Source organism: Ruminococcus sp. MCC718 (assembly GCF_018783905.1).
In the GTDB taxonomy this organism is placed as follows: Bacteria; Bacillota; Clostridia; order Lachnospirales; family Lachnospiraceae; genus Hominisplanchenecus; species Hominisplanchenecus faecis.
Map to the genome: position 1 here is coordinate 13,300 of NZ_WQNP01000015.1, position 26,119 is coordinate 39,418.

At 46.6% G+C, this 26,119-nt stretch carries 24 protein-coding genes; 21 read left to right on the forward strand and 3 right to left on the reverse strand.

Translation table 11 applies throughout. The features are described 5' to 3' along the window. Positions 1-34: 34 nt before the first annotated feature. The 3 genes from GPK60_RS01515 to GPK60_RS01525 all read left to right on the forward strand — a co-directional run bounded on the left by GPK60_RS01515 (position 35) and on the right by GPK60_RS01525 (position 7,092). Positions 35-4,927, forward strand: coding sequence for an alpha-N-acetylglucosaminidase TIM-barrel domain-containing protein (locus tag GPK60_RS01515; protein ID WP_215658728.1), 4,893 nt, complete (start codon positions 35-37; stop codon positions 4,925-4,927). 100 nt (positions 4,928-5,027) lie between these two features. Beyond that, positions 5,028-5,687 (forward strand): polysaccharide deacetylase family protein, encoded by a 660-nt coding sequence (locus GPK60_RS01520; RefSeq protein ID WP_215658729.1) that lies wholly within the window; start codon positions 5,028-5,030, stop codon positions 5,685-5,687. A gap of 88 nt (positions 5,688-5,775) precedes the next feature. Beyond that, positions 5,776-7,092 (forward strand): replication-associated recombination protein A, encoded by a 1,317-nt coding sequence (locus GPK60_RS01525; RefSeq protein WP_022118957.1) that lies wholly within the window; start codon positions 5,776-5,778, stop codon positions 7,090-7,092. A gap of 50 nt (positions 7,093-7,142) precedes the next feature. Here GPK60_RS01525 and GPK60_RS01530 read toward each other — a convergent pair whose 3' ends face one another. Together GPK60_RS01530 and GPK60_RS01535 are read right to left on the reverse strand one after the other, a co-directional pair. Further along, a complete protein-coding gene (locus GPK60_RS01530; protein ID WP_215658730.1) occupies positions 7,143-7,655 on the reverse strand; it encodes a DUF4364 family protein in 513 nt (170 codons plus the stop codon). Between the two features lie 68 nt (positions 7,656-7,723). Next, a complete protein-coding gene (locus GPK60_RS01535) occupies positions 7,724-8,662 on the reverse strand; it encodes a TIGR01212 family radical SAM protein (protein WP_215658735.1) in 939 nt (312 codons plus the stop codon). 194 nt (positions 8,663-8,856) lie between these two features. On the opposite strand from GPK60_RS01535, the gene GPK60_RS01540 reads away from it, so the two are divergent. From GPK60_RS01540 to GPK60_RS01605, 14 genes are all read left to right on the forward strand, one after another. Then, entirely contained in the window at positions 8,857-10,134 is a 1,278-nt protein-coding gene (locus GPK60_RS01540; protein ID WP_022118960.1) for a dihydroorotase, read from the forward strand. A 59-nt stretch (positions 10,135-10,193) separates the two neighbouring features. After that, positions 10,194-11,123 carry an orotidine-5'-phosphate decarboxylase gene (gene pyrF, locus GPK60_RS01545; protein ID WP_022118961.1) on the forward strand — a complete coding sequence of 310 codons (930 nt, stop codon included), beginning with the start codon at positions 10,194-10,196 and terminating at the stop codon, positions 11,121-11,123. 94 nt (positions 11,124-11,217) lie between these two features. Next, positions 11,218-11,997: a dihydroorotate dehydrogenase electron transfer subunit gene (locus tag GPK60_RS01550; protein WP_173897147.1), complete on the forward strand. Its 780-nt coding sequence runs from the start codon at positions 11,218-11,220 to the stop codon at positions 11,995-11,997. A gap of 8 nt (positions 11,998-12,005) precedes the next feature. Then, a complete protein-coding gene (locus GPK60_RS01555; RefSeq protein ID WP_173866332.1) occupies positions 12,006-12,908 on the forward strand; it encodes a dihydroorotate dehydrogenase in 903 nt (300 codons plus the stop codon). 11 nt (positions 12,909-12,919) lie between these two features. Continuing rightward, complete coding sequence (gene pyrE, locus GPK60_RS01560; RefSeq protein ID WP_147631038.1) at positions 12,920-13,600, forward strand: orotate phosphoribosyltransferase; 681 nt, start codon at positions 12,920-12,922, stop codon at positions 13,598-13,600. 22 nt (positions 13,601-13,622) lie between these two features. Further along, positions 13,623-13,775, forward strand: coding sequence for a hypothetical protein (locus GPK60_RS01565; protein ID WP_022118965.1), 153 nt, complete (start codon positions 13,623-13,625; stop codon positions 13,773-13,775). Between the two features lie 4 nt (positions 13,776-13,779). Beyond that, complete coding sequence (locus tag GPK60_RS01570) at positions 13,780-14,241, forward strand: VanZ family protein (protein WP_147631039.1); 462 nt, start codon at positions 13,780-13,782, stop codon at positions 14,239-14,241. Continuing rightward, a complete protein-coding gene (locus tag GPK60_RS01575; RefSeq protein WP_022118967.1) occupies positions 14,234-14,548 on the forward strand; it encodes a DUF6142 family protein in 315 nt (104 codons plus the stop codon). Before GPK60_RS01570 ends, GPK60_RS01575 begins: the two co-directional genes overlap by 8 nt. Positions 14,549-14,642: 94 nt before the next feature. Then, positions 14,643-16,691, forward strand: a complete 2,049-nt coding sequence (locus GPK60_RS01580; RefSeq protein WP_022118968.1) for an aminopeptidase — start codon at positions 14,643-14,645, stop codon at positions 16,689-16,691. Between the two features lie 86 nt (positions 16,692-16,777). Continuing rightward, a complete protein-coding gene (gene purE / locus GPK60_RS01585) occupies positions 16,778-17,284 on the forward strand; it encodes a 5-(carboxyamino)imidazole ribonucleotide mutase (RefSeq protein ID WP_022118969.1) in 507 nt (168 codons plus the stop codon). Positions 17,285-17,311: 27 nt separating this feature from the next. Beyond that, entirely contained in the window at positions 17,312-18,337 is a 1,026-nt protein-coding gene (gene purM / locus GPK60_RS01590; RefSeq protein WP_022118970.1) for a phosphoribosylformylglycinamidine cyclo-ligase, read from the forward strand. Further along, entirely contained in the window at positions 18,331-18,957 is a 627-nt protein-coding gene (gene purN / locus GPK60_RS01595; protein ID WP_215658731.1) for a phosphoribosylglycinamide formyltransferase, read from the forward strand. The genes purM and purN overlap by 7 nt, the downstream gene beginning before the upstream one ends. 85 nt (positions 18,958-19,042) lie before the next feature. Beyond that, a complete protein-coding gene (gene purD / locus GPK60_RS01600) occupies positions 19,043-20,314 on the forward strand; it encodes a phosphoribosylamine--glycine ligase (protein WP_173866327.1) in 1,272 nt (423 codons plus the stop codon). Positions 20,315-20,335: 21 nt separating this feature from the next. Further along, a complete protein-coding gene (locus tag GPK60_RS01605; protein ID WP_022118973.1) occupies positions 20,336-21,373 on the forward strand; it encodes a cadherin-like beta sandwich domain-containing protein in 1,038 nt (345 codons plus the stop codon). An 84-nt stretch (positions 21,374-21,457) separates the two neighbouring features. Here the strand turns inward: GPK60_RS01605 and GPK60_RS01610 are convergent, their stop codons facing one another. Next, positions 21,458-22,624, reverse strand: a complete 1,167-nt coding sequence (locus GPK60_RS01610; protein ID WP_022118974.1) for an FprA family A-type flavoprotein — start codon at positions 22,622-22,624, stop codon at positions 21,458-21,460. A 197-nt stretch (positions 22,625-22,821) separates the two neighbouring features. Between GPK60_RS01610 and GPK60_RS01615 the strand changes: the two genes are divergently transcribed. The 4 genes from GPK60_RS01615 (at position 22,822) to fba (ending at position 25,953) form a co-directional block, all read left to right on the forward strand. Then, complete coding sequence (locus GPK60_RS01615) at positions 22,822-23,349, forward strand: nitroreductase (protein WP_173867019.1); 528 nt, start codon at positions 22,822-22,824, stop codon at positions 23,347-23,349. Positions 23,350-23,352: 3 nt separating this feature from the next. Beyond that, complete coding sequence (greA, locus tag GPK60_RS01620) at positions 23,353-23,856, forward strand: transcription elongation factor GreA (protein WP_022118976.1); 504 nt, start codon at positions 23,353-23,355, stop codon at positions 23,854-23,856. Positions 23,857-24,064: 208 nt separating this feature from the next. Further along, positions 24,065-24,979, forward strand: a complete 915-nt coding sequence (locus GPK60_RS01625) for a YegS/Rv2252/BmrU family lipid kinase (protein WP_022118977.1) — start codon at positions 24,065-24,067, stop codon at positions 24,977-24,979. Between the two features lie 110 nt (positions 24,980-25,089). After that, positions 25,090-25,953 carry a class II fructose-1,6-bisphosphate aldolase gene (gene fba / locus GPK60_RS01630; RefSeq protein WP_147631044.1) on the forward strand — a complete coding sequence of 288 codons (864 nt, stop codon included), beginning with the start codon at positions 25,090-25,092 and terminating at the stop codon, positions 25,951-25,953. Positions 25,954-26,119: the final 166 nt, after the last annotated feature.

Sequence of the window (26,119 nt, forward strand, 5' to 3'; positions counted from 1 at the left end):
TAACTGAAAATAAAACAAAAGATGGAGGGACTTTATGAAAGGAAAAAAAGTTTTAAGTGTTCTGCTTGCTTCTGTAATGATGTTCACGGCAGTTCCGGTAGGAAGCATTGGGGCAATGGCTGCACCAGTCCAGAATGCACAGGTGCAGGAGCAGAAAGTGAAGACACAGGCAGAGAGTGGTCTTTCTAATATCGCAGCCGACTGTGAAATCAGCGTTCCAAGCGAGGAAGGAGCCAACGTCAAGGAAAATATGGTGGATGGAAATCCTTCTAGTTTGTGGGTGAATAACGGGGCGAACTGGCCATGTACGGTAACGTTTGCACTGCCGAAGGCAAACACGAAATGTGTGAAAAAAATAGTGCTGAAATTCGAATCCGGCCATACACCGTGGAGCATGGATGTATCCCTGAAATATGCACTGAACAACGTAACAAGTGATCTGGTCAGTGTACCGGGATCTGCAAAGACTGCAAAATTTGATGATGGCTATACGTTTGAATTTGAAAATGCCCAGGCGATGACTCATCTGTATGTGGAACTTTCCAATCCGAAGAACAACGGTGCAACCGGCGCTTTCTGGCCGGCGATCGCAGAGGCAGAAGTTTATATTGATAACGGTGCGGAAGAAACAGTTGAACTGGAAAACATCGCTGCTACCAGAAAGCAGAGTCTGACACTGAAAAGCGAAGTCAATGCATCCGCAGACAAAGCAAAAATCACCGACAACGATGAGACAACGGCATCTCCTCTTCAGGAGAAAACCTTTGCAGCCGGCAGCAGTGAGACCTTTGCAGAAGTTGGTTTTGGCGTAGAGCAGAAGATGCGTCAGATTATTCTGGCACTGCCAAAGGACAATCAAAATGCATCCTATACCTATAAGCTTTACGGAAAAGCAACAAAAAACGGCTCTTATGAAACACAGCCGTTTGCGACCGGAAACATCAATACCGGTGATGCAAACAAAGTAAAGATCAACGCAGCTGATGTGGATTCTGCTGTCAAAGATCTGGAATACGAATCCGTAAAGGCTGTTTTTGAGGCAGCAAACGATGATGGAAAAAATAACATTCTGTCTCTGGCAGAGTTCCAGATCCTTGCAAACAAAGCAACGATCGCAGAGGCGGATACTGAAAATATCGTATGGAAAAGCACCGCACTGCACAGCAACTACAGTCAGGACACCCTGAACCGCATTGTTGACGGAAATTTAAGCAATACCTGGAGTGCAGACCAGTATCCGGCATATGTGGATTTTGATCTTGGAGCAGAGTATGATCTGTCAAGGATTGAAGTTTACACCCCGAAAAACGGCTATTCCCAGTATTCGCTGTACTACAGCAACGATGGTCAGAATTACAGCAAATTTGCGGAAAAAACCGGTACCGATGCCTGTCCGGATGGAGGAGAGGTTTATCAGGCAGAAGGAAAGAAAGCAAGCAGTGTGCGTATCCTGCTTTCCTACAATTCTGCAAGTTCCAAAGCCGTGCTGAATGAAGTTCGTATCCTCGGAACAAAGAGCGGGGAAGCAAAAAAAGCCGCATTTCAGGCACCGGTTTCCTATGTAGAATCCGCATACAATACAGAAGTTACCACGCAGGATACGATCGATGAAGTTTATGGTATTGTCAGCCGTAACCTTGGTAAGCAGTACAAAAACTGGTTTACCTTTGAAGTAAAAGACAAGGCAGAAGGTGCAGCCGATTATTATGAGATCGAAGATGTGAACGGTAAAGTGAAGATCACCGGCAACAGCGGTGTGACGATCGCAAACGGCCTGAACTATTATCTGAAATATTACTGCAAGGTGAGCATCACCCAGGTCGGTGATCAGGTAACGATGCCAAAAAGTATTGTAAAAGTCGGATCAAAAGTACATAAAGAGTGCAAAGTGGCACTGCGTTATGCGTACAACTACTGTACGATGTCCTACTCTATGGCATTCTGGGGCGAGGATGAGTGGAGAAAAGAACTTGACTGGCTGGCACTCAATGGTGTCAACATCGTTCTGGATATCACCGGACAGGAAGAAGTCTGGAGAGAATTTTTAAGTGCACTTGGCTATACGCATGAAGAGATCAAAGATTATATCGCAGGACCTGCCTACTATGCATGGGCATATATGGCAAACCTTTCCGGATACGGCGGACCGGTCCATGACTCCTGGTTTACCAAGAGAACGGAGCTTGCAAGAAAGAACCAGCTGATCATGCGGAAACTCGGCATGCAGCCGATCCTTCAGGGATACAGCGGCATGGTTCCGGTTGATGTGCAGAGCAAGGCAAAAGGAGCGTATGCACTGACAGGCAACGATGTGATCCCACAGGGAACCTGGTGCTCCTTCCAGCGTCCGTACATGCTGCGTACCACCACAGCGGCATACGATAAATATGCAAAATTATTTTATGAGTGTCAGAAAAATGTCTATGGAGATGTAACACATTATTATGCGACAGATCCATTCCATGAGGGCGGAAATACCGGTGACATGTCCACAAGTGATGTAAGTTCAGAAGTGTTAAATTCCATGCTGGAGTTTGACAAGGATGCAGTCTGGGTGATCCAGGCATGGCAGGGCAACCCGAGTGCCGGACTGATAAACGGACTGAACGGAAGAAAAGAGCACGCACTTGTGCTGGATCTTTATGCAGAGAAGGACACACACTGGAACGACAGCAGTTACTCCGGCGGAAAAGAGTTTCAGAAGACACCGTGGGTTTACTGTATGCTGAACAACTTCGGCGGACGTATGGGACTGCACGGACATATGGACAATATTGTCAGCGGCGTTGTTGATGCGGCAAACAACAGTGAAATGCTGACCGGTATCGGTATTACACCGGAAGGTTCTCAGAACAACCCGGTCCTTTATGATTTATTATTTGAAACGGTATGGTGTGACGATGCAACAAAAACGCTGACAGAGATCGACACCGACCAGTGGCTCAAAGATTATGTGACAAGACGTTACGGAGCCAAGAGTGAATCTGCGTATGAGGCAATGAAGATCCTCGAAAACACCGTTTACAAGGCATCACTGAACATGCGTGGTCAGGGTGCACCGGAGTCCTACATCAATGCACGCCCGGCAGAGAGTATCGGTGCGGCATCAACCTGGGGAAATGCAGTGATCGGCTACGATATGGAAGAGCTGGAAAAAGCAGCAGAGCTGCTGCTTGAAGATTACGATACCCTGAAAAAGAGCGACGGTTATCTCTATGATCTGGCAGATGTTCTCAAACAGGTACTGTCAAACTCTTCCCAGAAATATCACAGAGAGATGGTAAGTGCTTATCGGTCCGGTGATCTTGCGAAATTTAACGAGGCATCCGATCAGTTTTTAAGCCTGATCGACAAAGTGGAAGAAGTGCTCGGAACCAGAAAAGAATTTCTGTTCGGAACCTGGACAGAACAGGCGAAGAAACTGGCAGAGGGTGACGATGACTTCACAAAAGATATCTACGAACTGAATGCGAAATCGCTGGTAACTACCTGGGCTTCTTATCCGCAGGCAGAGAGCGGCGGACTGAAAGACTACTCCAACCGTCAGTGGGCAGGTCTTACACAGGACTTCTACAAACAGCGTTGGACGATGTGGATCAATCAGAAAAAGGCAGAACTGAAAGGCGAAAGCACACAGAACATCAACTGGTTTGCTTTTGAGTGGGCATTTGCAAGAAGTCACACAGAATACACGACAGAGGCATCCGGCAAAAACTTAAAAGAACTCGGGGAAGATATCCTGAAAAATTACAGTTCCAAAGATCTGGCAGCAAATGGTGCAAACGATTACACCGGAAAAGTGACTGTAACTGCAGGTTCGGAAGAGACAAGCCAGGAGAACGGTGCAGCAGTCAATGTCCTGGATGGAAGTTCCGATACAATCTGGCATACTAATTACACCAACGCAGCTGACATGACTTCCTACGAGAAACATTATCTGATTTTTACAATGGAAGAGGCAGTCAAACTTGGCGGACTTCGTTATCAGCCAAGACAGGGCGGAGGTCTTAACGGTATCATCAAAGCTTACGAGATCTACACCAGTATGGACGGCGAGAATTATACAAAAGCGGCAGAAGGAAACTGGACGGCAGACACTTCCTGGAAACTGGCTTCTTTTGACAAACCAGTTACCGCAAAATATGTGAAATTTGTCGTAAAGGATGCAACTTCCGAACAGGCAGGAAAATGTTTCAGCAGTGCGGCACAGATCAGACTGACCGTTCCGGAAAAAACAGGAGAAGACAAGCCGACTGAAACAGAAAAACCGACTGAGACGGAAAAACCGACTGAGACAGAAAAACCGAACCAGACCGAAAAGCCGAATGAAACGGAAAAACCGAACCAGACGGAGAAACCGAATCAGACCGAAAAACCAAAGGACAACAAATCCGACCAGAACACTTCTGGTTCTGCCGGAAAGATCGGAGATGTGATCGCAGATGCAGCCGGAGTGTTCAACTACACGATCACCGGAAATGACACCGTGGAAGTAAAGAGCATGGCAGCAAAGGGCAAAACAAAGAAAGCTGTAAAAATTTCTGCATCGATCAAAGCAAATGGTAAGACTTACAAAGTGACCGGTATTGCGGCAAACGCCTTTAAGGGCAATAAAAAGATGACTTCCGTGCTCATCGGAGGCAATGTGAAAAAGATTGGCAGAAGTGCATTTGAAAACTGCAAAAACTTGACGAAAGTTACCGTGAACGGCAGCAAACTGCAGACCATCAGCAAAAATGCATTCAAAGGCGATAAAAAGTTAAAGAACATCAGCCTGAAGAAAGTAAAATCTCTGAAGAAAGTAGAAAAGGCGGCATTTAAGGGCGTTTCGAAAAAAGTAACCGTAAAAGTGTCGAAGAACAAAAAGAAAGCTTACAGCAAGCTGCTGGCAAAAGGAGGCATTGCGGCAGGCAAAGTAAGATCATAAAACATAGCATAGAAGGATTCCGGCAGACATAGGATAGCATGAAAGAAACGGAAAGGGCGAAATTCCGGTGAAAGGATTTTTATACAGAAACTGGAAAAACATGCTTTTTCACATCTATCTGTTTGTACTGCTTGCCGGAATCGGAATCGGCAGTGTGGAATATATCCGCTGGTGTGGGAGATCACTTCCGGCATCAGCGGATATTCCGCCTGAGATTGCCCTGACTTTCGACGACGGACCACATCCAGTCTATACGAAAAAGCTGCTGGACGGTCTGCGAAAACGAGGCGTAAAGGCAACCTTTTTTCTGATCGGGGAAAATATTGAAGGAAATGAAGAATTGGTAAAGCAGATGGCAGAAGATGGACATCTGATCGGAAACCATACCTGGTCCCATGTGGACGTTACAAAAATGTCGGATAAACAGGCATGTGAAGAGATTACAAAAACGAGCGAGCTGGTCAGAAGCATTGTCGGTTATGACACCGAATATATCAGACCTCCTTTTGGGGCATGGAACAAAAACCTGGAGTGCGGTTTTGGGATGTTTCCGGTGCTCTGGACCATCGATCCGCTGGACTGGAAAACAGAAAATGCGGATCAGATCGTAGAAAAAGTGATGTCTGAGGCAAAAGAAAATGCCATTATCCTGCTGCATGACCGCTATGAAGCTTCGGTGGAAGCGGCACTTCGGATCGTGGATTTGTTAAAGGAGCAGGGCTATACATTTGTAACCGCAGATAAACTTGTACTGGAATGACAGGATGTCATAGAAAGTTACTTTGTGACGGAGTTACTTGTGCGGTATCTTTCAAACGAAAAAGAAACACAGGAGGGGAGGAAGAACTTTGGATTTATTTGATTATATGAGAGAAACGAAAATGGAGAGTGAAGCACCGCTTGCTTCCAGGATACGGCCCAGGACATTGGATGAGATTGTCGGACAGCAGCATATTCTGGCAAAAGATAAACTGCTTTACCGGGCGATCAAAGCAGATAAACTCAGTTCCGTTATTTTTTACGGACCGCCGGGAACCGGAAAGACAACGATCGCAAAAGTGATCGCCGGTACAACGAGTGCGGCTTTTACGCAGATCAATGCTACGGTGGCAGGTAAAAAAGATATGGAAGAAGTTGTTGCCGAGGCAAAACAGAGGATGGGCATGTATGGAAAGAGGACGATTCTGTTTGTAGATGAGATCCATCGTTTTAACAAAGGGCAGCAGGACTATTTACTTCCGTTTGTTGAGGACGGGACACTGGTGCTGATCGGGGCGACAACGGAGAATCCTTATTTTGAAGTCAACGGTGCTTTGCTTTCCAGATCCAAAGTTTTTGAACTGAAACCGCTTGAAAAAGAAGATATCAAAAAACTGATTCTGCGTGCGGTCACGGACAGCGAACGCGGTATGGGGGCATATGATGTCTGCATGGATGAGGAAGCGGCAGATTTTCTGGCAGAAGCGGCAGACGGCGATGCCAGGTCTGCACTCAATGCTGTAGAGCTTGGTGTGCTGACAACGGAGCGTTCTGCAGACGGGAAAATCCACTTTACGATCGACGTGGCATCAGAGTGTATCCAGAAACGTGTGATCCGCTACGATAAGGCGGGAGATAATCACTACGATACGATCTCTGCTTTTATTAAGAGTATGCGGGGATCAGATCCGGATGCGGCAGTTTATTATCTGGCAAGAATGCTCTATGCCGGAGAAAGTGTGACCTTTATCGCCAGAAGAATCATGATCTGTGCATCCGAAGATGTCGGCAATGCAGATCCGCAGGCACTTCAGGTGGCGGTTGCGGCGGCACAGGCTGTCGAGCGTGTCGGTATGCCGGAGTCGCAGCTGATCCTTTCTCAGGCAGCAATCTATGTGGCATGTGCTCCGAAGAGCAATGCAGCAACGAATGCGATCTTTTCGGCAATGGAATCGGTGAAAAATAAAAAAGCTTCCGTGCCGCCGTATCTGCAGGATGCACATTATGGCGGAGCAGGGAAGCTGGGGAGGGGCATTGGTTATGAATATGCCCACGATTTCCCGAAACATTTCTCAAAGCAGCGTTATCTGCCGTATGAACTCGGCGAAGTGAAGTTTTATGAGCCAAGTGACAGCGGATATGAGCAGCAGATCAGGAAGCATCTGGACTGGCTGCATGAAGAATAAAATGCAGGGCAGAATGGTTCTGTACTTCGAACTTCAATTCTGCCAGGTGTTCAGGAGAGCTGTGTCATCAGAAACTGGTAGACCATTTCGCATTTGTTTTTCCAGGACTTGCACATAGCTTCTGCCTGTTTTTTGTCCGGAACCGTAAGAGTCAGGTCGATCAGATCGGACTCTTTTTCTTTTATGACACAGTGTACGGCATATTCTTTTGCCGTGGTACGGTAATAATCCGCCGTGACCGAAACCTCATTTCGCAGCTCAATCTTGTGTTCCTGAAGATACTGATCGGCTTCCTCCTGGATTGCATTCGGGATGCGGTCACAGAAATAGCCAAGTGTCTCGCGTCCGCTCTTTGTCAGCTGAAACTGTGTGGTATTGCGGATGGTCTGTGGCTTAACAAGATTGGCTTCTTCCAGTTCTGAAAAAGCTTGCTGCAGCGTGAAATAGTTTGTGTAGCCGCGGTCAAGCAGAAAACTGGAAATCTGGCTGTTTGTAAGCGGAAAATCCACGCGGTCAAGCATATATAAGATGATTAATTTATAAAGCGTAAATGGTTCAGCCATAAAATGCCTCCTTATGTAAAAAATCTCTGCAAAAGCGTGTCAGGTTTCAACTGTGTCCGACTTGAATTTCATTCGGTAAACAGACGTCCCTGCCAGGTATCACGGACTTTCAGTTCGTGGTGGATATGGTTGAGGACGCTGCGTTTTTTCAGGCTCCAGAGCGGTGCGATCAGCAGATCGCTCGGACCGTCCCCGGTCAGGCGGTGAATCGTGATATCCGGCGAGAGCACTTCCAGACAGCGGATCACAAGATCGACGTATTCATCTTCCGATAAAATGTGAAATCCGGTCTGCCCATAATAAGCTGCCAGATCGGTGTGTTTCAGCACATGGAGCAGCTGCAGCTTGATGCCGTCAATGTGGTGTGCATTTAAGTAACGCATGGTCTCCAGGATATTTTCCGTATTTTCGCCCGGAAGACCAAGAATCGTATGAACGACCGTCTCTAATTTACGTTCCTGCAGTTTTTCAAGTGCATCTTCAAAACAGGAAAGTTTATAGCCTCTGCGGATAAAAGCGGCTGTTCGTTCATGGATCGTCTGAAGCCCAAGCTCTACCGTGACCGGTTTCTTTTTATTCAGCTCCGATAACAGATCCAGCGTCTCGTCCGGCAGGCAGTCCGGTCTTGTGCCGATCGAAAGTCCGACGATGTCTTCGTGTTCAATCGCCTCTGTAAAAATACGCTCCAGATATGAAAGCGGAGCGTAAGTATTGGTGTAAGCCTGAAAATAGGCGATAAAATGCGTTGCCGGAAATTTCGGGGAAAGGCGGGCCTTCTGTTCCTCAATCTGCTGATGGATCGGGTGTGTCCTGTCACCGGCAAAATCACCGCTTCCGCCTTCACTGCAGAAAATACAGCCGCACTTTCCGAGCGTGCCGTCGCGGTTCGGACAGGTCATGCCGCCGTCTAAAGAGACTTTGTAAATTTTTTCACCGTAGCGGTCCCGCAGATGATAATCCAGCGAGCGGTACGGTTTTCCACCAAAATCTGGCGGTTTTACAGTCATAAAGCTACCTCCGTGGTATCTGCCGGCAAAATCCGGCAGCTGTTCTTTAAAACTTATCATAGCATCTGCATTTGTAAAAATCAAGGAGACGAAAAAAGGTTTGCGGCATTTCCTCTGGTATGGTAGAATGATAGAAGAAAATGCTGGGTGTGCATGGCATGCCTTGGGATGTTTTACAGAAAGGAATCCAAAAGATGAGTATACTGATAAAAAACGGCAGAGTGATTGATCCGGACACCAGAAAAGATGGCCGGTACGATATCCTGATCGAGGAGGATAAGATTGTAAAGGTAGACCAGGAGATCAAGGAAGAGGCAGAAGAAGTGATCGATGCAGAAGGCTGCTACGTTATGCCGGGCCTGATCGACCTGCATGTTCACTTGAGGGATCCGGGACAGACGTACAAGGAGACGGTTGAGACAGGAGCAGCTGCAGCGGCACACGGAGGATTTACCACCGTGCTGGCGATGCCGAATACAAAGCCGGTAACAGATGACAGACTTAATATCCGTTATGTACACAACAAGGCAAAAGCGATGGCACCGATTCACGTACTGCAGGCCGGTGCGATCACAAAAGGACAGAAGGGAAAAGAACTTGCCGACATCGAATCCATGGTAGCAGAAGGAGCTCCGGCAATCAGTGAGGACGGTAAATCCGTTATGGATTCCCTGCTCTGCAAAGAAGCAATGAAGATCGCAGCAGAGTGCGGCGTTCCGGTCATGGCACACTGCGAGGACATCGACCTGGTGGACGGCGGTGTGGCAAATGACGATGAATCGATCCGCAAACAGGGACTTCGCGGCATCAGCAATGCAGTCGAGGACATCATCGCCGTGCGTGATGTGATGCTGGCAGGAGAGACAGGAGCACACCTGCATCTGTGCCACTGCTCTACTTATGGAAGCGTGGAGATTGTCAAACAGGCAAAAAAACAGGACATCCATGTAACGGCAGAAGTATGCCCGCATCATTTTACGCTGACCTCCAAAGATGTCGATGCCAGCGATGCAAACTATAAAATGAACCCGCCGCTGCGTACCAAAAAGGACGTAGAGGCATTAAAACGAGGTCTGCGAGATGACATTATGGATGTGATCGCAACCGACCATGCACCGCACAGCGAAGAGGAAAAGAGACGTTCCTTTACGGCAGCACCGTTTGGTATTGTCGGACTTGAGACAGCCGTTCCGCTTACCATCAGCGAGCTGGTAGAAAAAGAGTACCTTACACCGATGCAGATGGCAGAAAAGATGAGCTACAATCCGGCAAAAATCCTGGGACTGGACAAAGGTTCCCTTGCAGAAGGCAAGATCGCCGATGTGGTCATCATTGATCCGAACGAAGAGTATGTGATCGATAAAAATACCTTCGCATCCAAAGGACGCAACACACCGTTCCACGGCAGAACCGTACGAGGCAAAGTCAAAGTGACGATCTGCGACGGAAAGGTCGTTTATAAAGATAAATAGAATGATAAATGCCGTTCCACACAGCAAATGTGTGGATCCACAGAAGAAAGGATAAGATTATGATTCAGAAATTGATCCAGAAGATCCAGAAAACACATGCACCGATCGTAGTAGGACTCGATCCGATGCTTTCCTATGTACCGGCTCATATCCAGAAACGTGCATTTGAAGAACACGGTGAGACACTGGAAGGAGCAGCAGAAGCCATCTGGCAGTATAACAAAGAGATCGTAGACCATGTATATGACCTGATCCCGGCAGTAAAACCACAGATCGCCATGTACGAACAGTTCGGTATTCCTGGTCTTATGGCCTTTAAAAAGACCGTAGATTACTGTAAATCCAAAGATCTTGTTGTGATCGGCGATATCAAACGAGGCGATATCGGATCGACATCCGCAGCTTATGCAGTCGGACATCTTGGAAAAGTCAAAGTCGGAAACAACAGCTTTGCAGGATTTGACGAAGATTTTGTTACCGTAAATCCATATCTTGGAACCGACGGTGTGAAACCGTTTGTAGATGTCTGCAAAGAGGAGAAAAAAGGTCTGTTCATCCTTGTCAAGACTTCCAACCCGTCAAGCGGTGAGTTTCAGGATCGTCTGATCGACGGCCGTCCGCTCTACGAGCTGGTTGGTGAGCAGGTTGCAAAATGGGGCGAGGACTGCATGGGTGATGATTACAGCTATGTGGGAGCCGTTGTCGGAGCAACTTACCCGGAACAGGGCAAAGTGCTGCGTAAGATCATGCCGAAGTCCTTTATCCTGGTACCGGGTTATGGTGCACAGGGCGGAAAAGGTGCAGACCTGGTACACTTCTTCAACGAAGACGGACTTGGTGCGATCGTAAACTCATCCAGAGGAATCATTGCTGCTTACAAACAGGAGCAGTATGCAAAATACGGTGAAGAACATTTTGCGGAGGCATCCAGAGCAGCTGTTGAGGCAATGATCGCAGATATCGGAACTGCTCTTGAGAGGGCAAAATAAGCAGCCATTTTCAAAATGTGGGGATTGGCATTTGCAGATTTCATACAGCCGCCTGGTTTGACAGGACAAAAAGAAAAGAAATGAGGATTTTAATATGGCTGGCAAATATAAAGAACTTGCAGAAGTTTTAAAGCAGGAGTGCATTGCTCCTGATATTTACAGTATGTGGCTTCAGACAGACAAGATCGCAGAGCAGGCTGTACCGGGACAGTTCATTTCCGTGTACAGCAACGATGGCAGCAGACTTCTGCCGCGTCCGATCAGTCTGTGTGAGATTGATAAGGATAAAAAGGCACTTCGTATTGTTTATCGTGTGGCAGGAAAAGGAACGGCGGAGTTTGCACAGTGTCAGAAAGGTGATAAGCTTGAAATTTTAGGACCGCTCGGAAATGGATTTCCGATGGAACGTGCCGAAGGCAAAAAGGTATTTCTGATCGGCGGAGGCATCGGTATTCCGCCTATGGTTGAGCTTTCCAGGCAGCTTCCGGGTGAAAAGACAGTGATCGCCGGATACCGTGATGACAAACTGTTTTTAAAAGAAGAACTTGAGCGAAATGCAGTATTTTATGCGGCAACAGAGGATGGAAGTGTCGGCACAAAGGGCAATGTCCTTGATGCGATCCGTGAGAATAAACTTACCGCAGATGTGATTTATGCCTGCGGACCGACTCCGATGCTCCGTGCACTGAAAGCTTATGCACAGGAACAGGATATCGAGTGCTGGATTTCCATGGAAGAGCGTATGGCATGCGGCATCGGTGCCTGCCTTGCCTGCGTCTGCCAGTCAAAAGAGGTGGACGATCATTCTCATGTACATAACAAACGTGTCTGCAAAGACGGACCGGTATTTCTGGCAACGGAGGTGGAACTGTGAGTACAAAGATAAGTACAAGCGTAAATATTGCCGGAGTTGAACTGAAAAATCCGGTTATGACAGCATCCGGAACTTTTGGCTCCGGAGCAGAATACAGTGAATTTGTGGATCTGTCAAAGCTTGGTGCAGTGGTCACAAAGGGCGTGGCAAACGTACCGTGGCCGGGCAATCCGACTCCGCGTGTGGCAGAAGTCTACGGCGGCATGTTAAATGCTATCGGACTGCAGAATCCGGGCATTGATGTATTTGTAAAACGTGATATTCCGTTTTTGAAACAGTATGATACCAAGATTGTGGTCAATGTCTGCGGAAGAAGTACGAAGGACTACTGTGAAGTGGTAGAACGTCTGGCAGACGAACCGGTGGATCTTCTGGAGATCAACATTTCCTGCCCGAACGTCAAAGAAGGCGGCATTGCTTTCGGACAGAATCCAAAGTCTGTCGAGGACATCACAAAAGAGATCAAACGTGTGGCAAAACAGCCGGTTATCATGAAGCTCAGCCCAAATGTGACCGATATCACGGAAACAGCAAGGGCAGCAGAAGCAGGCGGTGCAGATGCACTTTCTCTGATCAATACACTGACCGGTATGAAGATTGATATTAATCGCAGGAAATTTGTCCTGGCAAACAAGACCGGCGGTATGTCCGGTCCGGCAGTCAAACCGGTTGCCGTGCGTATGGTATATCAGACCGCACAGGCAGTAAAACTTCCGATCATCGGCATGGGCGGCATCATGAATGCAGAGGATGCCCTGGAGTTCATTTTGGCAGGAGCAACTGCCGTTTCTGTAGGAACCGCAAACTTTATCGATCCGATGACCACCCTCAAAGTAGCAGAAGGGATCGAAGCATATATGAGAGCACAGAATGTATCCGACATCAGAGAACTGGTCGGTGCCGTGCAGTAAGGAGATAAGAAATGGAACAGTATAAACAGGAATTTATTGAATTTATGGTAGATTGTGATGTGCTGAAATTCGGCGAATTCACACTGAAAAGCGGAAGAAAATCTCCGTTCTTTATGAATGCCGGAGCTTATGTGACCGGTTCTCAGTTAAAGAAACTGGGTGAATATTATGCAAAAGCGATCCATGACCGATACGGCGATGATTTTGACGTACTGTTCGGACCGGCTTACAAAGGAATCCCGCTTAGTGTTGTGACTGCGATCGCATACAGTGAACTTTACGGAAAAGAAGTGCGTTACTGCTCCGACCGCAAAGAAGAAAAAGATCACGGTGCAGACAAGGGAAGCTTTCTTGGAAGCAAATTAAAAGACGGTGACCGTGTGATCATGATCGAAGACGTTACTACTTCCGGCAAATCCATGGAAGAAACGGTTCCGAAGGTAAAGGGTGCCGCAGATGTGACGATCGTCGGACTGATGGTTTCTCTTGACCGTATGGAAGTCGGAAAAGGCGGCGTAAAGTGTGCTCTGGATGAAGTGAAAGATCTTTACGGTTTTGAGACCGCAGCAATCGTAAATATGCAGGATGTCGTAGAGCATCTCTATAACAGAGAATGTGACGGAAAAGTTGTGATCGATGATACATTAAAAGCAGCGATCGATGCATATTATGAGAAATACGGGGCAAAATAATTCGGTAAAATGGAGGCTTTTCATGAACGAAAAAATTTTTAAGACAATAAGAGGTACCGGTGCGGCAAGTCTCGCAGTCGGGATCGTGGTTCTGGTGACCGGAATTTCAGCCGGCGTGATGATGATCGTAAACGGTGCAAGACTTCTGAAGTGTAAAAGTCAGGTATTGATTTAGTTTTATGAGGAAGGAAACAAAAAAGAAGGTGCGGATACTGGGAGCGGTGCTGTTTTTTCTTTATCTGCTGGCACTGACGTATTTTCTGTTTTTTGCGGAAGGATACGGAAGATCTGTGGAAGGAAGAATGTATGCCTACAACCTTCAGCCCTTTCGGGAAATCAAAAGATTCTGGGTTCACCGGGAGATGCTGGGGACGTTCGCAGTATTCTGCAATCTGGCGGGGAATGTGATCGGCTTCATTCCGTTTGGGATGATCCTGCCGGTCATATGGCCGAAAACGGGGAAAGTTTTACGGATCCTGCTTCTTAGCTTCGAGTTCAGTCTGTGCGTGGAGACGATACAGCTTGTCTGGAAGGTGGGAAGCTTTGATGTGGATGACCTGATCCTCAACACCCTGGGCGGTGTGATCGGGTATCTGCTGTTTTGGATATGTAATAAGATAAGGAGAAAGATATATGGCTAAAAAGCGTATGTATTCTTTTGCAAAAGAGAAACATTCCGGCAAAGGTATTCTTTCAACGATACTTGGTACACTCTCACTTGTCATTTTTGCCGTTCTGGCATGGCTGGCATATTATCTGGACGGACAGGGCGGCGTTTACCTGGGCAGCATCGGGCTGCTTGGCATGGTATTTGCCGTCAGCAGTGTCGTGTTCGGACTGATGGGATTTGGCGAAAACAATGTGCGCTACCTGTTTCCGAAGATTGGGTCGATCCTCGGCGGCATCATGGTGGCATTGTGGGTATTTGTAGTTTTAATTGGGATTTAAGGAAATGCCAGGGACGAATTGCGGGAGTACGAAGTATGGAACAATTCGTATGGCATCACTTTACTGTAACCTTTAAAAGATTGGCGGTGGAAAGATGGAGAGAACAGTACTGGAAGAGAGAGACGCTCTCTCAATGGAACGACTTGCATCCATAACAAAAGAGCATACCGCACAGGAGCCGTTTGGGGATTATTTCAGAAAAACGGCTTCTTTTGTTATAAAAATGGATGAAGTTTACCGAAAAATAAAAGATGGAAAAACGGAAAGCTATACGCTTGAGCAGTGGCAGGCATTTAATCAGAGCCTTTATGAGGACATTCTTCCGGAGAACTATGAGCACAGCTATGGAAATCCAAAGTATGCGGTGGAAAAACTCGGAGAAGTGCACGGACGCATCTTAAGTTTTCTGTATGCCGAATTGTATGCCCTGATCGGCTATGCCTTTGAGCAGCGGCTGCATGAAAAGGTAATCCTTCAGGAACTTCTGATCGAAGTGTATAACTGCTTTGAGGAGGAAGAGCTCCCGGGATACCGAAGGATCCAGCAGATCATCTACTGGTTTGAGAGTGATTACAGTGAGATCACGGTGGCACACCGCATTCGGGAAGCTGTTGATCCAAAGCTTGATTTTGCAGCGAAGATCGTGATGGAGTCGGATCTGAAAGACCTTCGCTATCTGTATCGCTATGGTGAGTATATCACCGAAAACGAGCGGAAGATGGCAGAATTTATGAACAGCCTGGATGAAGAGACTGTAGAAAAGATGGCATCTACGTTTACCGAAGGATACCGGATCGGATTTGTGCTTGGCGGCAAGGATCTTTCGAAAAAACAGACGGTCAACATCCGCTATATGGTCGGATTTGAGCGGATGGTGCGTCTGGCAATACGAAATTTTGAAAAAATGGGATTAAAGCCGGTCATCTATCGTGCGGCACTGGAGCGTATCAATAAAAAAGGTGTGCACCGCATCGGCTATTACGGGGCAATCCCGAACCGCCAGTTTGACTATGATCACCGGGCAGACCAGGCAATCTATCTGGACAAGGCCTTTATGGAGCGACGCCTGGGCGTGATGCGTTCGGCGTACGAAAATTATAAAACACTGGCAAACGGTCATGCAGGTCCGGCCTGCATTGATACCTTCGGGGAGCCGGAGTTTTATCCGCAGACAAAACCGGAGGCCTATTATTTGTCGGATAAGCAGAAAAAACTGCAGACACAGATGGATAACGAATCCGTGCAGATCACAAACCGCTATATCATCGGCAAAGAACGCAGTTTTACGATCATCGCCTTTCCGGTCCCGGAAATCGGGGCAGACTTCCCGGAGATTTTTAAAGAGACGATCCGCATCAATACGCTTGACTATCAGCTCTATGCAGATATCCAGCAGAAACTGATCGATGCCCTGGATCAGGGTGAGAGTGTACATGTGCTCGGAAAAGGAGAAAATCACACCGATATGCACATTGCCCTGCACAAACTGAATGATCCAAAGAAGCAGACTAATTTCGAAAATTGTGTGGCAGATGTCAACATTCCGGTCGGAGAAGTCTTTACTTCCCCGATATTGAAGGGAACAAGCGGCATTCTTGAGGCATGTACGGTTTATCTGGAAGGCTTAAAGTATGAAAAACTGCATCTGGAATTTGAAGATGGTATGGTAAAAGCATATACCTGCAAGAATTTTGAGCAGGAAGAGTACAATCAGAACTATGTCCGGGAAAATGTGCTGGCGAATCATGAGACTCTGCCAATCGGCGAATTTGCGATCGGAACAAACACAGCAGCCTATGCTATGGCAAGGGAATATCATATTGAAGGAAAACTGCCGATCCTGATTGCTGAGAAGACCGGACCGCATTTTGCCGTAGGAGATACCTGCTACAGCTGGGCAGAAGATACACCGGTATACAATCCGGACAAAAAGGAGATCATCGCAAGAGACAATGAGATTTCCATTCGCAGAAAAGAAGATCCAGGAGAGGCATATTTTGGACATCATCTTGATATCACGATACCATATGACGAGCTTGGCAGCATCGAAGTACAGTGTGCTGACGGCAGAAGAATCCTGATCTTTGCGGACGGAAAGTTCGTACTTCCGGGCACGGAGGAGCTGAATCGCTTCCTCAATTAAGGTTTGCAGGTTGACAATAAAAGAAAGTATTAGTAAAATTAAAAAGATGTTAAACACTTACAATGATGCGAAAAGGAGATTGAACCATGGCAAAGGTTGGAATTGTAATGGGAAGCGACTCAGATATGCCGGTTATGGCAAAAGCTGCAGACGTTTTAGAGAAACTGGGCATTGATTATGAGATGACGATCATCTCGGCACATCGCGAACCGGATGTTTTCTTTGAATATGCAAAGACAGCAGAAAGCAAAGGCTTTAAAGTGATTATTGCCGGAGCAGGTATGGCAGCTCATCTGCCGGGCATGTGTGCAGCAATCTTCCCAATGCCGGTCATCGGCATTCCGATGCATACAACATCTCTTGGCGGCAGAGATTCTCTGTACTCGATCGTACAGATGCCGACAGGTATTCCGGTAGCAACCGTAGCGATCAACGGCGGGGCGAACGCAGGTATTTTAGCTGCGAAGATCCTGGCTACTTCTGATGAAGAACTGCTCTCCAGACTGAAAGCATATTCAGAAGAAATGAAAGAACAGGTTGTGGAAAAAGATGCAAAACTTCAGAAAGTTGGTTACAAAAACTATAAAAAATAAAAGCAGAACCCAAGGGAGGACAAAAGCATGGATTACAAGAAAGCCGGAGTGGATATCGAGGCAGGATACAAATCAGTTGAATTAATGAAAGAGCACATCAAGAAGACCATGAGAAGTGAAGTACTGACCAACATCGGCGGATTTTCCGGTGCATTTTCCATGGAAAAATTCAAAGATATGGAAAAACCGACACTGGTTTCCGGTACGGACGGAGTTGGTACGAAACTGAAACTGGCATTTATCCTTGATAAACATGATACCGTCGGCATCGACTGCGTTGCCATGTGTGTAAATGATATAGCCTGTGCAGGCGGAGAACCGCTGTTTTTCCTGGATTACATTGCCTGCGGCAAGAACTATCCGGAAAAGATCGCTCAGATCGTAAGCGGTGTAGCAGAAGGCTGCGTACAGTCTGATGCGGCACTGATCGGCGGAGAGACTGCTGAGATGCCGGGATTCTATCCGGTAGATGAGTACGACCTGGCTGGTTTTGCAGTTGGTGTAGTAGATGAAAAAGACCTGATCACAGGAAAAGATTTAAAAGAGAAAGACGTTCTGATCGGTATTGCTTCTTCCGGTGTACACAGCAACGGATTTTCACTGGTAAGAAAAGTATTCAGCATGGATGAAAAAACACTGAACACTTACCACGAAGAGCTTGGAAAGACTCTGGGTGAGGCTCTGATCGCACCGACCAAGATTTATGTGAAAGCACTTCGCAGCATCAAAGAAGCAGGCGTTCGTGTGAAAGGATGCAGCCATATCACAGGAGGCGGATTTTATGAGAACGTTCCGCGTATGCTTCCGGAAGGAGTACGTGCCGTGATCCGCAAAGACAGCTATGAGGTTCCGGCAATCTTCAAGATGCTGGCAAGAGAAGGCCAGATCGAAGAGCAGATGATGTACAATACATACAACATGGGTATTGGTATGGTTGTTGCAGTTGATCCGACAGACGTTGACAAGACTATGAAAGCGATCGAAGCAGCAGGAGAAACCGCTTACGTGATCGGTGAGATTGAGAACGGTGAGAAGGGTGTGACCTTATGCTAAAGCTGGTAGTACTGGTGTCCGGAGGCGGAACCAATCTTCAGGCGATCATTGACGGCATTGCGGACGGAAGCATTCCAAATACCGAGATCAAAGCTGTGATCAGCAACAATAAAAATGCCTATGCCCTGCAAAGAGCAAAGGATCATAACATTGCAGCTGCATGTGTCTCACCGAAAGATTTTGCAGACCGGACAGCATTTAACCAGGCACTTCTGGAGAAAATCCAGTCCTGCGAGCCGGATCTCATTGTTCTGGCAGGATGTCTGGTCGTGATCCCGGAGATCATGGTGGATGCTTATCCAAACAAGATCATCAACATCCATCCATCGCTGATCCCGGCATTTTGCGGAACCGGATATTACGGGCTGAAAGTACACGAAGGCGTGCTTAAGCGCGGTGTAAAAGTGACCGGTGCAACGGTGCATTTTGTGGACAAAGGAACAGATACCGGTCCGATCATCATTCAGAAGGCAGTGGAAGTACAGCAGGACGATACCCCGGAAATTCTGCAGCGGCGTGTCATGGAGCAGGCAGAATGGAAAATCATGCCGCAGGCGATCCGCCTGATCGCAGAAGGAAAAGTCCGTGTGGAAAATGGCAAAACGATAATCACAGAATAGAGACGATGTCAGGATCTCAGAAATGCGAAAAGATCCGGAGACATTGTATATTCAAGTACTTTATATATAGAAAGAAGGACGCAGGATGAAAGTATTGATAGTCGGAAGCGGCGGACGTGAGCATGCGATCGCATGGAAAGTCGCACAGAGTCCAAAAGTAGATAAAATTTACTGTGCACCGGGCAATGCCGGAATTGAAGAATTTGCAGAATGTGTGCCGATCCAGGCAATGGAGTTTGACAAACTGGTCGCATTTGCAAAAGAACAGGCAATCGATCTTACGGTAGTTGGTATGGATGATCCTCTGGTTGGCGGTATCGTAGATGCATTTGAGGCAGAAGGACTGCGTGTATTCGGACCGAGAAAGAATGCAGCAATCCTGGAAGGCTCCAAGGCATTTTCAAAAGACCTGATGAAAAAATATAATATTCCGACCGCTGCTTACGAAACATTTACCGATGCATCCGCAGCACTTGCATATCTGGAAAAAGCAGATTTCCCGATTGTTCTGAAAGCAGACGGACTGGCACTCGGAAAAGGTGTGCTGATCTGCAATACGCTGGAAGAAGCAAAAGATGGTGTAAAAACCATCATGGAGGACAAGAAATTCGGTACAGCCGGCAATACAATGGTGGTAGAAGAGTTCATGACCGGAAGAGAAGTGTCTGTACTTTCTTATGTGGACGGCAAGACCATCAAGACGATGACTTCCGCACAGGATCACAAACGTGCCGGAGACGGCGATACCGGACTGAACACCGGTGGTATGGGAACTTTCTCACCAAGTCCGTTCTATACGGAAGAAGTGGATGCATTCTGCAAAAAATATATCTATCAGGCAACGGTCGATGCGATGGCAGCAGAAGGAAGAGAGTTCAAAGGCATTATCTTCTTCGGACTGATGCTGACCGAAAAAGGTCCTCGTGTCTTGGAGTACAATGCAAGATTCGGTGATCCGGAAGCACAGGTTGTCCTGCCGCGTATGAAAACCGATATCATTGACGTTTTTGAGGCGTGCATTGACGGAACACTTGACCAGATCGACCTGCAGTTTGAGGACAATGCGGCAGTCTGCGTCGTACTGGCATCCGACGGTTATCCGGTGAAATACGACAAAGGTTTCGTAATCCGTGGTCTTGACAAATTCAAAGATAAAGATGGTTACTATGTATTCCACGCCGGAAGCAAACGCACGGAAGAAGGCATCGTGACAAACGGCGGCCGTGTCCTCGGTGTGACTGCAAAGGGAAAAGACCTCAAAGAGGCCCGTGCAAATGCCTATGCAGCGGTAGAGTGGATTGATTTTGAGAATAAATATTATCGTCATGACATTGGAAAAGCGATTGACGAAGCATAAACGTTTTTGAAGGGAGAAAACATGATGTGGAAAAAGACCTGGAAAATCTGGGCAGTGTGCATGATGCTCCTGCTCTGTATTTCCGGAGTGACTGTGTTTGCAAGTGGTTCCGATGACAATTCCCTTTCGGATCTTGGCATCGAGAATGCGACGAGTATTTCTCCGGATTTTGAGTACAGCACAACGGAGTATGAGGTGGAGGTTCCGGAAGGCACGACTGAACTGCAGCTAAGTCCGGTGACTTCCGACGGTGCAGCGACCTGTGAAGTTTCCGGTCAGACTCTGACGGACGGAAAGACAACGGTTTACATAACGGTAACATCCGAGAGCGGTATGCAGGCAACGTATACCCTGAATGTGCAGGCGGAGCGTCCAAATGCGGCAGAACAGATCGCAGCAGCGAACGAGACGGATGCACAGACGGAGGCAGCAACCGCGAAAGCAAAAGAGGCACAGACAGAAACAGAAACGGAGACAGAAGCCGTTTCTGATGCGGCAAATGCCGTGCTCCAGAAAGTAGACAAGATCAAATCAGATGCGGATTTTTCCATAAAAGTGATTTACGCTCTGGTGGCTCTGTCGGTTCTTCTGATCTTTCTGGTGATCAACCTGATCCTGAAAAACCGTGATCTGAAAGATGATCTTCGCGATACGCAGGAAAGACTGGATATGCAGACCAACGAGTTTGCAAGAAAAGAGTATTATCTGGCAACGGAAAATTATTATGCACCGACGCAGCAGCAGGAGGCAACCGGTATGGTTCAGGAGGAAGAACCGCAGCCAGTACATCCGGAAACAGAAGCTGCTCCGGCAGTGGAAGAAGCATTCGGTGAAAATAAAAAGACCGGGCCGGTAAAAGCAGACCGGAAAAGCCGCAGAGAGAAAAAGCATCAGCAGAAGCAGGCAAAACAGGAGATGGCAGAAATGCAGGATGATCCATCCGGTGCACAGCCACAGGAGGCACAGGTGAAACATACACCGCAGCCAACAGGCAATGCAGCACAGCCTGCACCGAAGAAAACAAAGAAAAAAGCAGATATCAATATGATCGATCTGTAAGAAGAGAGTGAAATTCAATATCGTAAAAGAAAAACGCACCCGAAATGCTTTTCAAGAGCACTACGGGTGCGTTTTTTATACAATTTATGCCATCAGAGCATCAGCCAGAGCTTCCAGCTGAGCAACATCCGCTTCTTTCATTGCAGATTTGATCGTTACGACCGGTTCTGCGTTGGTGATGTTTTTCAGCTCACCCATGATAGCCTGCATCTGTTTTGCAGTGCAAGGAGCCCAGGTTCCGTTCTGGATGTAGCCGACGGTACGTTTCTGGAAGTTCTTTGCCTTGAGTTTACGCAGGAATGTCTCCATGCAAGGGAAGATGCCGCCGTCGTAGGAAGCAGCAGCGACCACCAGTCTGTCATAACGATAAGCATCTGCGATGGCAGACGGCATATCATCTCTGGCAAGGTCATAGAGAACCACATTTTTCTCGCCTTTTGCTTTCAGGATCTCCGCCAGTTTCTTTGCAGCGATCATGGTATTTCCGTGAATGGAAGCACATGCGATCACAACGCCCTTTTCTTCCGGTTCGTAGCTGCTCCAGGTTAGATATTTGCCTATGTAATAGCCAAGGTTTTCTTTCAGGATTGGACCGTGCAGTGGGCAGATCATCTGGATATCCAGAGTGGCAGCCTTTTTCAGAAGATTCTGAACCTGTACGCCGTATTTGCCAACGATGTTGATAAAATAGCGTCTTGCTTCGTTTTCCCATGGCTCGTCTGCATCCAGGGCACCGAATTTACCGAAACCGTCAGCGGAGAACAGGATCTTTTCGGACTGCTCATAAGCAACCATAACTTCCGGCCAGTGAACAAGCGGAGCCATAAAGAACTGAAGCGTGTGAGTACCGAGATTTACCGTATCGCCTTCGCCTACAACCACCTTGCGGTCATCGCTTAAATCCACATCAAAGAACTGTGCGATCATCGTGAACGTTTTCGGATTTCCGATCACCTTGATGTCCGGATACAGATCCAGCAGTGTCTTTAAGTTTCCGGCATGGTCCGGTTCTAGGTGTGAAACAACCACATAGTAAGGCTTTTTGTCACCCAGCGTTTTCTTCAGGTTGGCAAGCCATCCTTCCGTACCGCGTCGATCTACGGTGTCCATGATCGTGATCTTGTCATCTAAGATCACATAAGAATTGTAAGAAACACCGTTTGGAACGACATACTGACTTTCAAAAAGATCAATATTCTTATCATCTACGCCAACGTATACGATAGAATCAGATATAAAAACGTCTTTCATTTCAAAGAACCTCCTGTGTATATTAAAGATCGGCATTTACCTAAAAGATTATACCGCACAAAAAATACTTTGACTACAAAAAAATCAAAAAGGTGGTATAATGTCTGTAACGCCAGGGGCAAAAGCCTGAAGCAATCCGCAGGGCGTTACTGAAGTGGAGAGAATCATAATACTGTTATACACAAGGAGGCTTCATGATGAATCAGACATTACAGGATTTAAAGACAAGAAGAAGCTGCCGGAGATATCGTCCGGAGCAGATAAAAGAAAGCGAACTGGAACAGATCCTTGAGGCGGGCGTGTTTGCACCAACCGGCATGGGTATGCAGTCCCCGAAGATTGTGGTTGTTCAGGATAAAGAAACCATTGAAGAGCTGAGCAAAATGAATGCGAAGATCATGGGCGTGACATCTGATCCATTCTACGGAGCACCGACGGTGCTGATCGTGCTGGCAGACAAGAACAGAAACACCTATCTGGAAGACGGTTCACTTGTCATGGGCAATCTGATGAATGCGGCACATGCCGTTGGCGTGGCGTCCTGCTGGATCCACCGTGCAAAAGAAGAGTTTGAAAGTGAAGAAGGAAAAGCTCTTCTGAAAAAATGGGGCATTGAAGGTGATTATGCCGGAATCGGCCACTGTATTTTAGGCTATGCGGCAGAGGGCGGAGAAGCCCCGGCAAAACCGAGAAAAGAAGATTATGTTGTGAGAGTGCAGGGATAAGATATGTTACATGAACAGCTGACGGAAAATGATGTCAAAAAAATCAAAGAAGAGATTGAATATCGAAAACTGACCGTTCGAAAAAATGCGATCGAGGCAGTCAAAGAGGCGAGAGCACATGGGGATTTAAGCGAAAATTTTGAGTATCATGCCGCCAAAAAAGATAAAAATATGAACGAGAGCCGTATCCGATATCTGGAGAGAATGTTAAAAAATGCCGAAATCGTATCGGATCAGTCGAAATCCGACGAAGTCGGGATCAACAATACGGTGACACTCTATATGGAAGATGATGACGAAGAAGAAACCTACAAGATCGTCACATCGATCCGCGGCAATTCCATGAAAGGCCACATCAGCACGGAGTCCCCGATGGGAAAAGCCCTGCTCGGACATAAAGTCGGAGAGAGGGTATATATCAAAGTCAATGAAAATTTCGGCTATTATGCCGTGATCCGCAAAATTGAAAATACCGATGACGGAGGAGATGAAATCCGGAAATTCTGATTTCTAAAATCTGAAAAATTCCTATGAAAGAACTGTTCTGACGACAGTAAGCTTTTCATTGTGAGGTCGCCTTCAACGGTACAGTATTCTGCACAGGAAGATCAGATTTTATGAAAACTTAAGTTTTAAAAACAGTCAGGGTACTTGTCTGTTGAAAAAAATGATAGTACAATATGTCGAAATACGGTGAAAGTGGAAGGAATGAAAAATGAGACGTAAAAAAGTTTTATTTATTGTGAATCCAAGATCCGGAAAAGGACAGATCAGAAATGCACTGTTGGATATCGCAGATATTTTTATCAAAGGAGGGTTGGATGTCACGCTCTATGTGACACAGAAACCACAGGATGCGAGCAGAGTTGTGGAGAAACGGGCTGCAAAGTTTGATCTTGTCGCCTGCAGCGGCGGTGACGGGACACTGGATGAAGTGGTGACCGGTATGATGAACAGCGAGATCAGACGCCCGATCGGCTATATCCCGGCAGGAAGCACAAACGATTTTGCAAACAGCCTGCAGATCCCGAAAAGGATGACGGAAGCGGCACAGTGTATCGTAGAGAACAACGTTTATCCGTGTGATGTCGGCTCTTTTAACAGTGATTATTTTGTATATATCGCTGCGTTTGGAATGTTTACCGAAGTGTCTTATCAGACAAACCAGGATGTCAAAAATGTACTTGGCCATCTTGCTTATGTTTTAGAAGGTGCCAAGTGTATTTTTAATGTTAAATCTTATGAAGTGGAGATTGAACTGAACGGTGAGAAGATCAGAGATGAATTTATTTATGGAATGATCACCAATTCAGAATCCGTAGGTGGTTTCCGCAGCATTACAGGAAAAAACATCCGGCTGGATGATGGTCTGTTTGAAGTGACGATGATCAAAACGCCACGAAACGCCATAGAACTTCAGGAGATTATTACAAGCCTCCTTCGCGGGGAGATGGACAGCAACTATATTATCAGCTATAAGACCAGACAGGTTGTCATTCGTTCCGAGATTGCAATTCCATGGACGCTGGATGGTGAATATGGCGGCGATCATAAAGAAGTTGAAATCTGCTGTCATCAGAAAGCAGTGGATATCATTGTCAATCATCAGTTTGGCGAGAGTGAAATCTAGTACTCAGGAAAAAAACAGGGGATATTTGACTAAAAAAGTATTTTCTTTTTGGTGCAATTAGGTTATAATAAAGCCAACACCAAAAATCACAAAGTGTGGAGGTAAAAAATATGTTAGTTTCAGCAAAAGAAATGTTACAGAAAGCAAAAGCAGGTCATTATGCAGTAGGACAGTTCAACATCAACAACCTTGAGTGGACAAAAGCAATCCTGCTGACAGCACAGGAGAACAACTCACCGGTTATCCTTGGTGTATCTGAAGGTGCCGGCAAATATATGACAGGATACAAAACTGTTGTAGGTATGGTAAATGGTATGATGGAAGAACTGAACATCACAGTTCCGGTTGCTCTGCATCTGGATCACGGCAGCTACGAAGGATGCCTGAAATGTGTAGAAGCCGGATTCTCATCTATCATGTATGATGGTTCTCACAGCCCGATTGACGAAAACGTTGCAAACACAAAGAAACTGGTAGAAATCTGCAAAGAACATGGTATGTCTCTGGAAGCAGAAGTTGGTTCTATCGGCGGTGAAGAAGACGGCGTTATAGGTGCGGGTGAATGTGCAGATCCTCAGGAATGCAAGAGAATTGCAGATCTGGGTATTGACTTCCTGGCAGCTGGTATCGGTAACATCCACGGCAAATATCCGGCAAACTGGAAAGGCTTAAGCTTCGAGACTCTGGACGCTGTTCAGGCTCTGACAGGAGATCTGCCTCTGGTACTGCACGGTGGTACAGGCATCCCGACAGACATGATCAAAAAAGCAATCAGCCTTGGCGTTGCAAAGATCAATGTAAATACAGAGTGCCAGCTGGCATTTGCAGCAGCTACACGTGAATACATCGAAGCTGGTAAAGATCTGGAAGGAAAGGGATTTGACCCGCGTAAACTTCTGGCTCCTGGATTCGAAGCAATCAAAGCTACAGTAAAAGAAAAAATGGAAATTTTCGGCTCTATCGACAAAGCCTGAGAATTATTTCTCTGAAATTTTATAAATTTTGTAGAAAAATTAAATTATACTTGCATTTGCCAAAAATGTGGAGTATGGTAGTAGCAAAATTAAAAATGATGAGCGAGAGAACAAAGACGTTCTGCCCCGAAAGGGGCGGAGCGTCTTTTTTGATTTTCTGTAAAGA

What these genes read in the sequence shown, in the direction of transcription:
- GPK60_RS01515 (WP_215658728.1), top strand. Translation starts at nt 35, where the DNA reads ATGAAAGGAAAAAAAGTTTTAAGTGTTCTGCTTGCTTCTGTAATGATG.
- GPK60_RS01520 (WP_215658729.1), top strand. Translation starts at nt 5,028, where the DNA reads ATGCTTTTTCACATCTATCTGTTTGTACTGCTTGCCGGAATCGGAATC.
- GPK60_RS01530 (WP_215658730.1), bottom strand. Translation starts at nt 7,655, where the DNA reads ATGGCTGAACCATTTACGCTTTATAAATTAATCATCTTATATATGCTT.
- GPK60_RS01535 (WP_215658735.1), bottom strand. Translation starts at nt 8,662, where the DNA reads ATGACTGTAAAACCGCCAGATTTTGGTGGAAAACCGTACCGCTCGCTG.
- GPK60_RS01540 (WP_022118960.1), top strand. Translation starts at nt 8,857, where the DNA reads ATGAGTATACTGATAAAAAACGGCAGAGTGATTGATCCGGACACCAGA.
- pyrF (WP_022118961.1), top strand. Translation starts at nt 10,194, where the DNA reads ATGATTCAGAAATTGATCCAGAAGATCCAGAAAACACATGCACCGATC.
- GPK60_RS01550 (WP_173897147.1), top strand. Translation starts at nt 11,218, where the DNA reads ATGGCTGGCAAATATAAAGAACTTGCAGAAGTTTTAAAGCAGGAGTGC.
- pyrE (WP_147631038.1), top strand. Translation starts at nt 12,920, where the DNA reads ATGGAACAGTATAAACAGGAATTTATTGAATTTATGGTAGATTGTGAT.
- GPK60_RS01565 (WP_022118965.1), top strand. Translation starts at nt 13,623, where the DNA reads ATGAACGAAAAAATTTTTAAGACAATAAGAGGTACCGGTGCGGCAAGT.
- GPK60_RS01570 (WP_147631039.1), top strand. Translation starts at nt 13,780, where the DNA reads ATGAGGAAGGAAACAAAAAAGAAGGTGCGGATACTGGGAGCGGTGCTG.
- GPK60_RS01575 (WP_022118967.1), top strand. Translation starts at nt 14,234, where the DNA reads ATGGCTAAAAAGCGTATGTATTCTTTTGCAAAAGAGAAACATTCCGGC.
- GPK60_RS01580 (WP_022118968.1), top strand. Translation starts at nt 14,643, where the DNA reads ATGGAGAGAACAGTACTGGAAGAGAGAGACGCTCTCTCAATGGAACGA.
- purE (WP_022118969.1), top strand. Translation starts at nt 16,778, where the DNA reads ATGGCAAAGGTTGGAATTGTAATGGGAAGCGACTCAGATATGCCGGTT.
- purM (WP_022118970.1), top strand. Translation starts at nt 17,312, where the DNA reads ATGGATTACAAGAAAGCCGGAGTGGATATCGAGGCAGGATACAAATCA.
- purN (WP_215658731.1), top strand. Translation starts at nt 18,331, where the DNA reads ATGCTAAAGCTGGTAGTACTGGTGTCCGGAGGCGGAACCAATCTTCAG.
- purD (WP_173866327.1), top strand. Translation starts at nt 19,043, where the DNA reads ATGAAAGTATTGATAGTCGGAAGCGGCGGACGTGAGCATGCGATCGCA.
- GPK60_RS01605 (WP_022118973.1), top strand. Translation starts at nt 20,336, where the DNA reads ATGATGTGGAAAAAGACCTGGAAAATCTGGGCAGTGTGCATGATGCTC.
- GPK60_RS01610 (WP_022118974.1), bottom strand. Translation starts at nt 22,624, where the DNA reads ATGAAAGACGTTTTTATATCTGATTCTATCGTATACGTTGGCGTAGAT.
- GPK60_RS01615 (WP_173867019.1), top strand. Translation starts at nt 22,822, where the DNA reads ATGAATCAGACATTACAGGATTTAAAGACAAGAAGAAGCTGCCGGAGA.
- greA (WP_022118976.1), top strand. Translation starts at nt 23,353, where the DNA reads ATGTTACATGAACAGCTGACGGAAAATGATGTCAAAAAAATCAAAGAA.
- GPK60_RS01625 (WP_022118977.1), top strand. Translation starts at nt 24,065, where the DNA reads ATGAGACGTAAAAAAGTTTTATTTATTGTGAATCCAAGATCCGGAAAA.
- fba (WP_147631044.1), top strand. Translation starts at nt 25,090, where the DNA reads ATGTTAGTTTCAGCAAAAGAAATGTTACAGAAAGCAAAAGCAGGTCAT.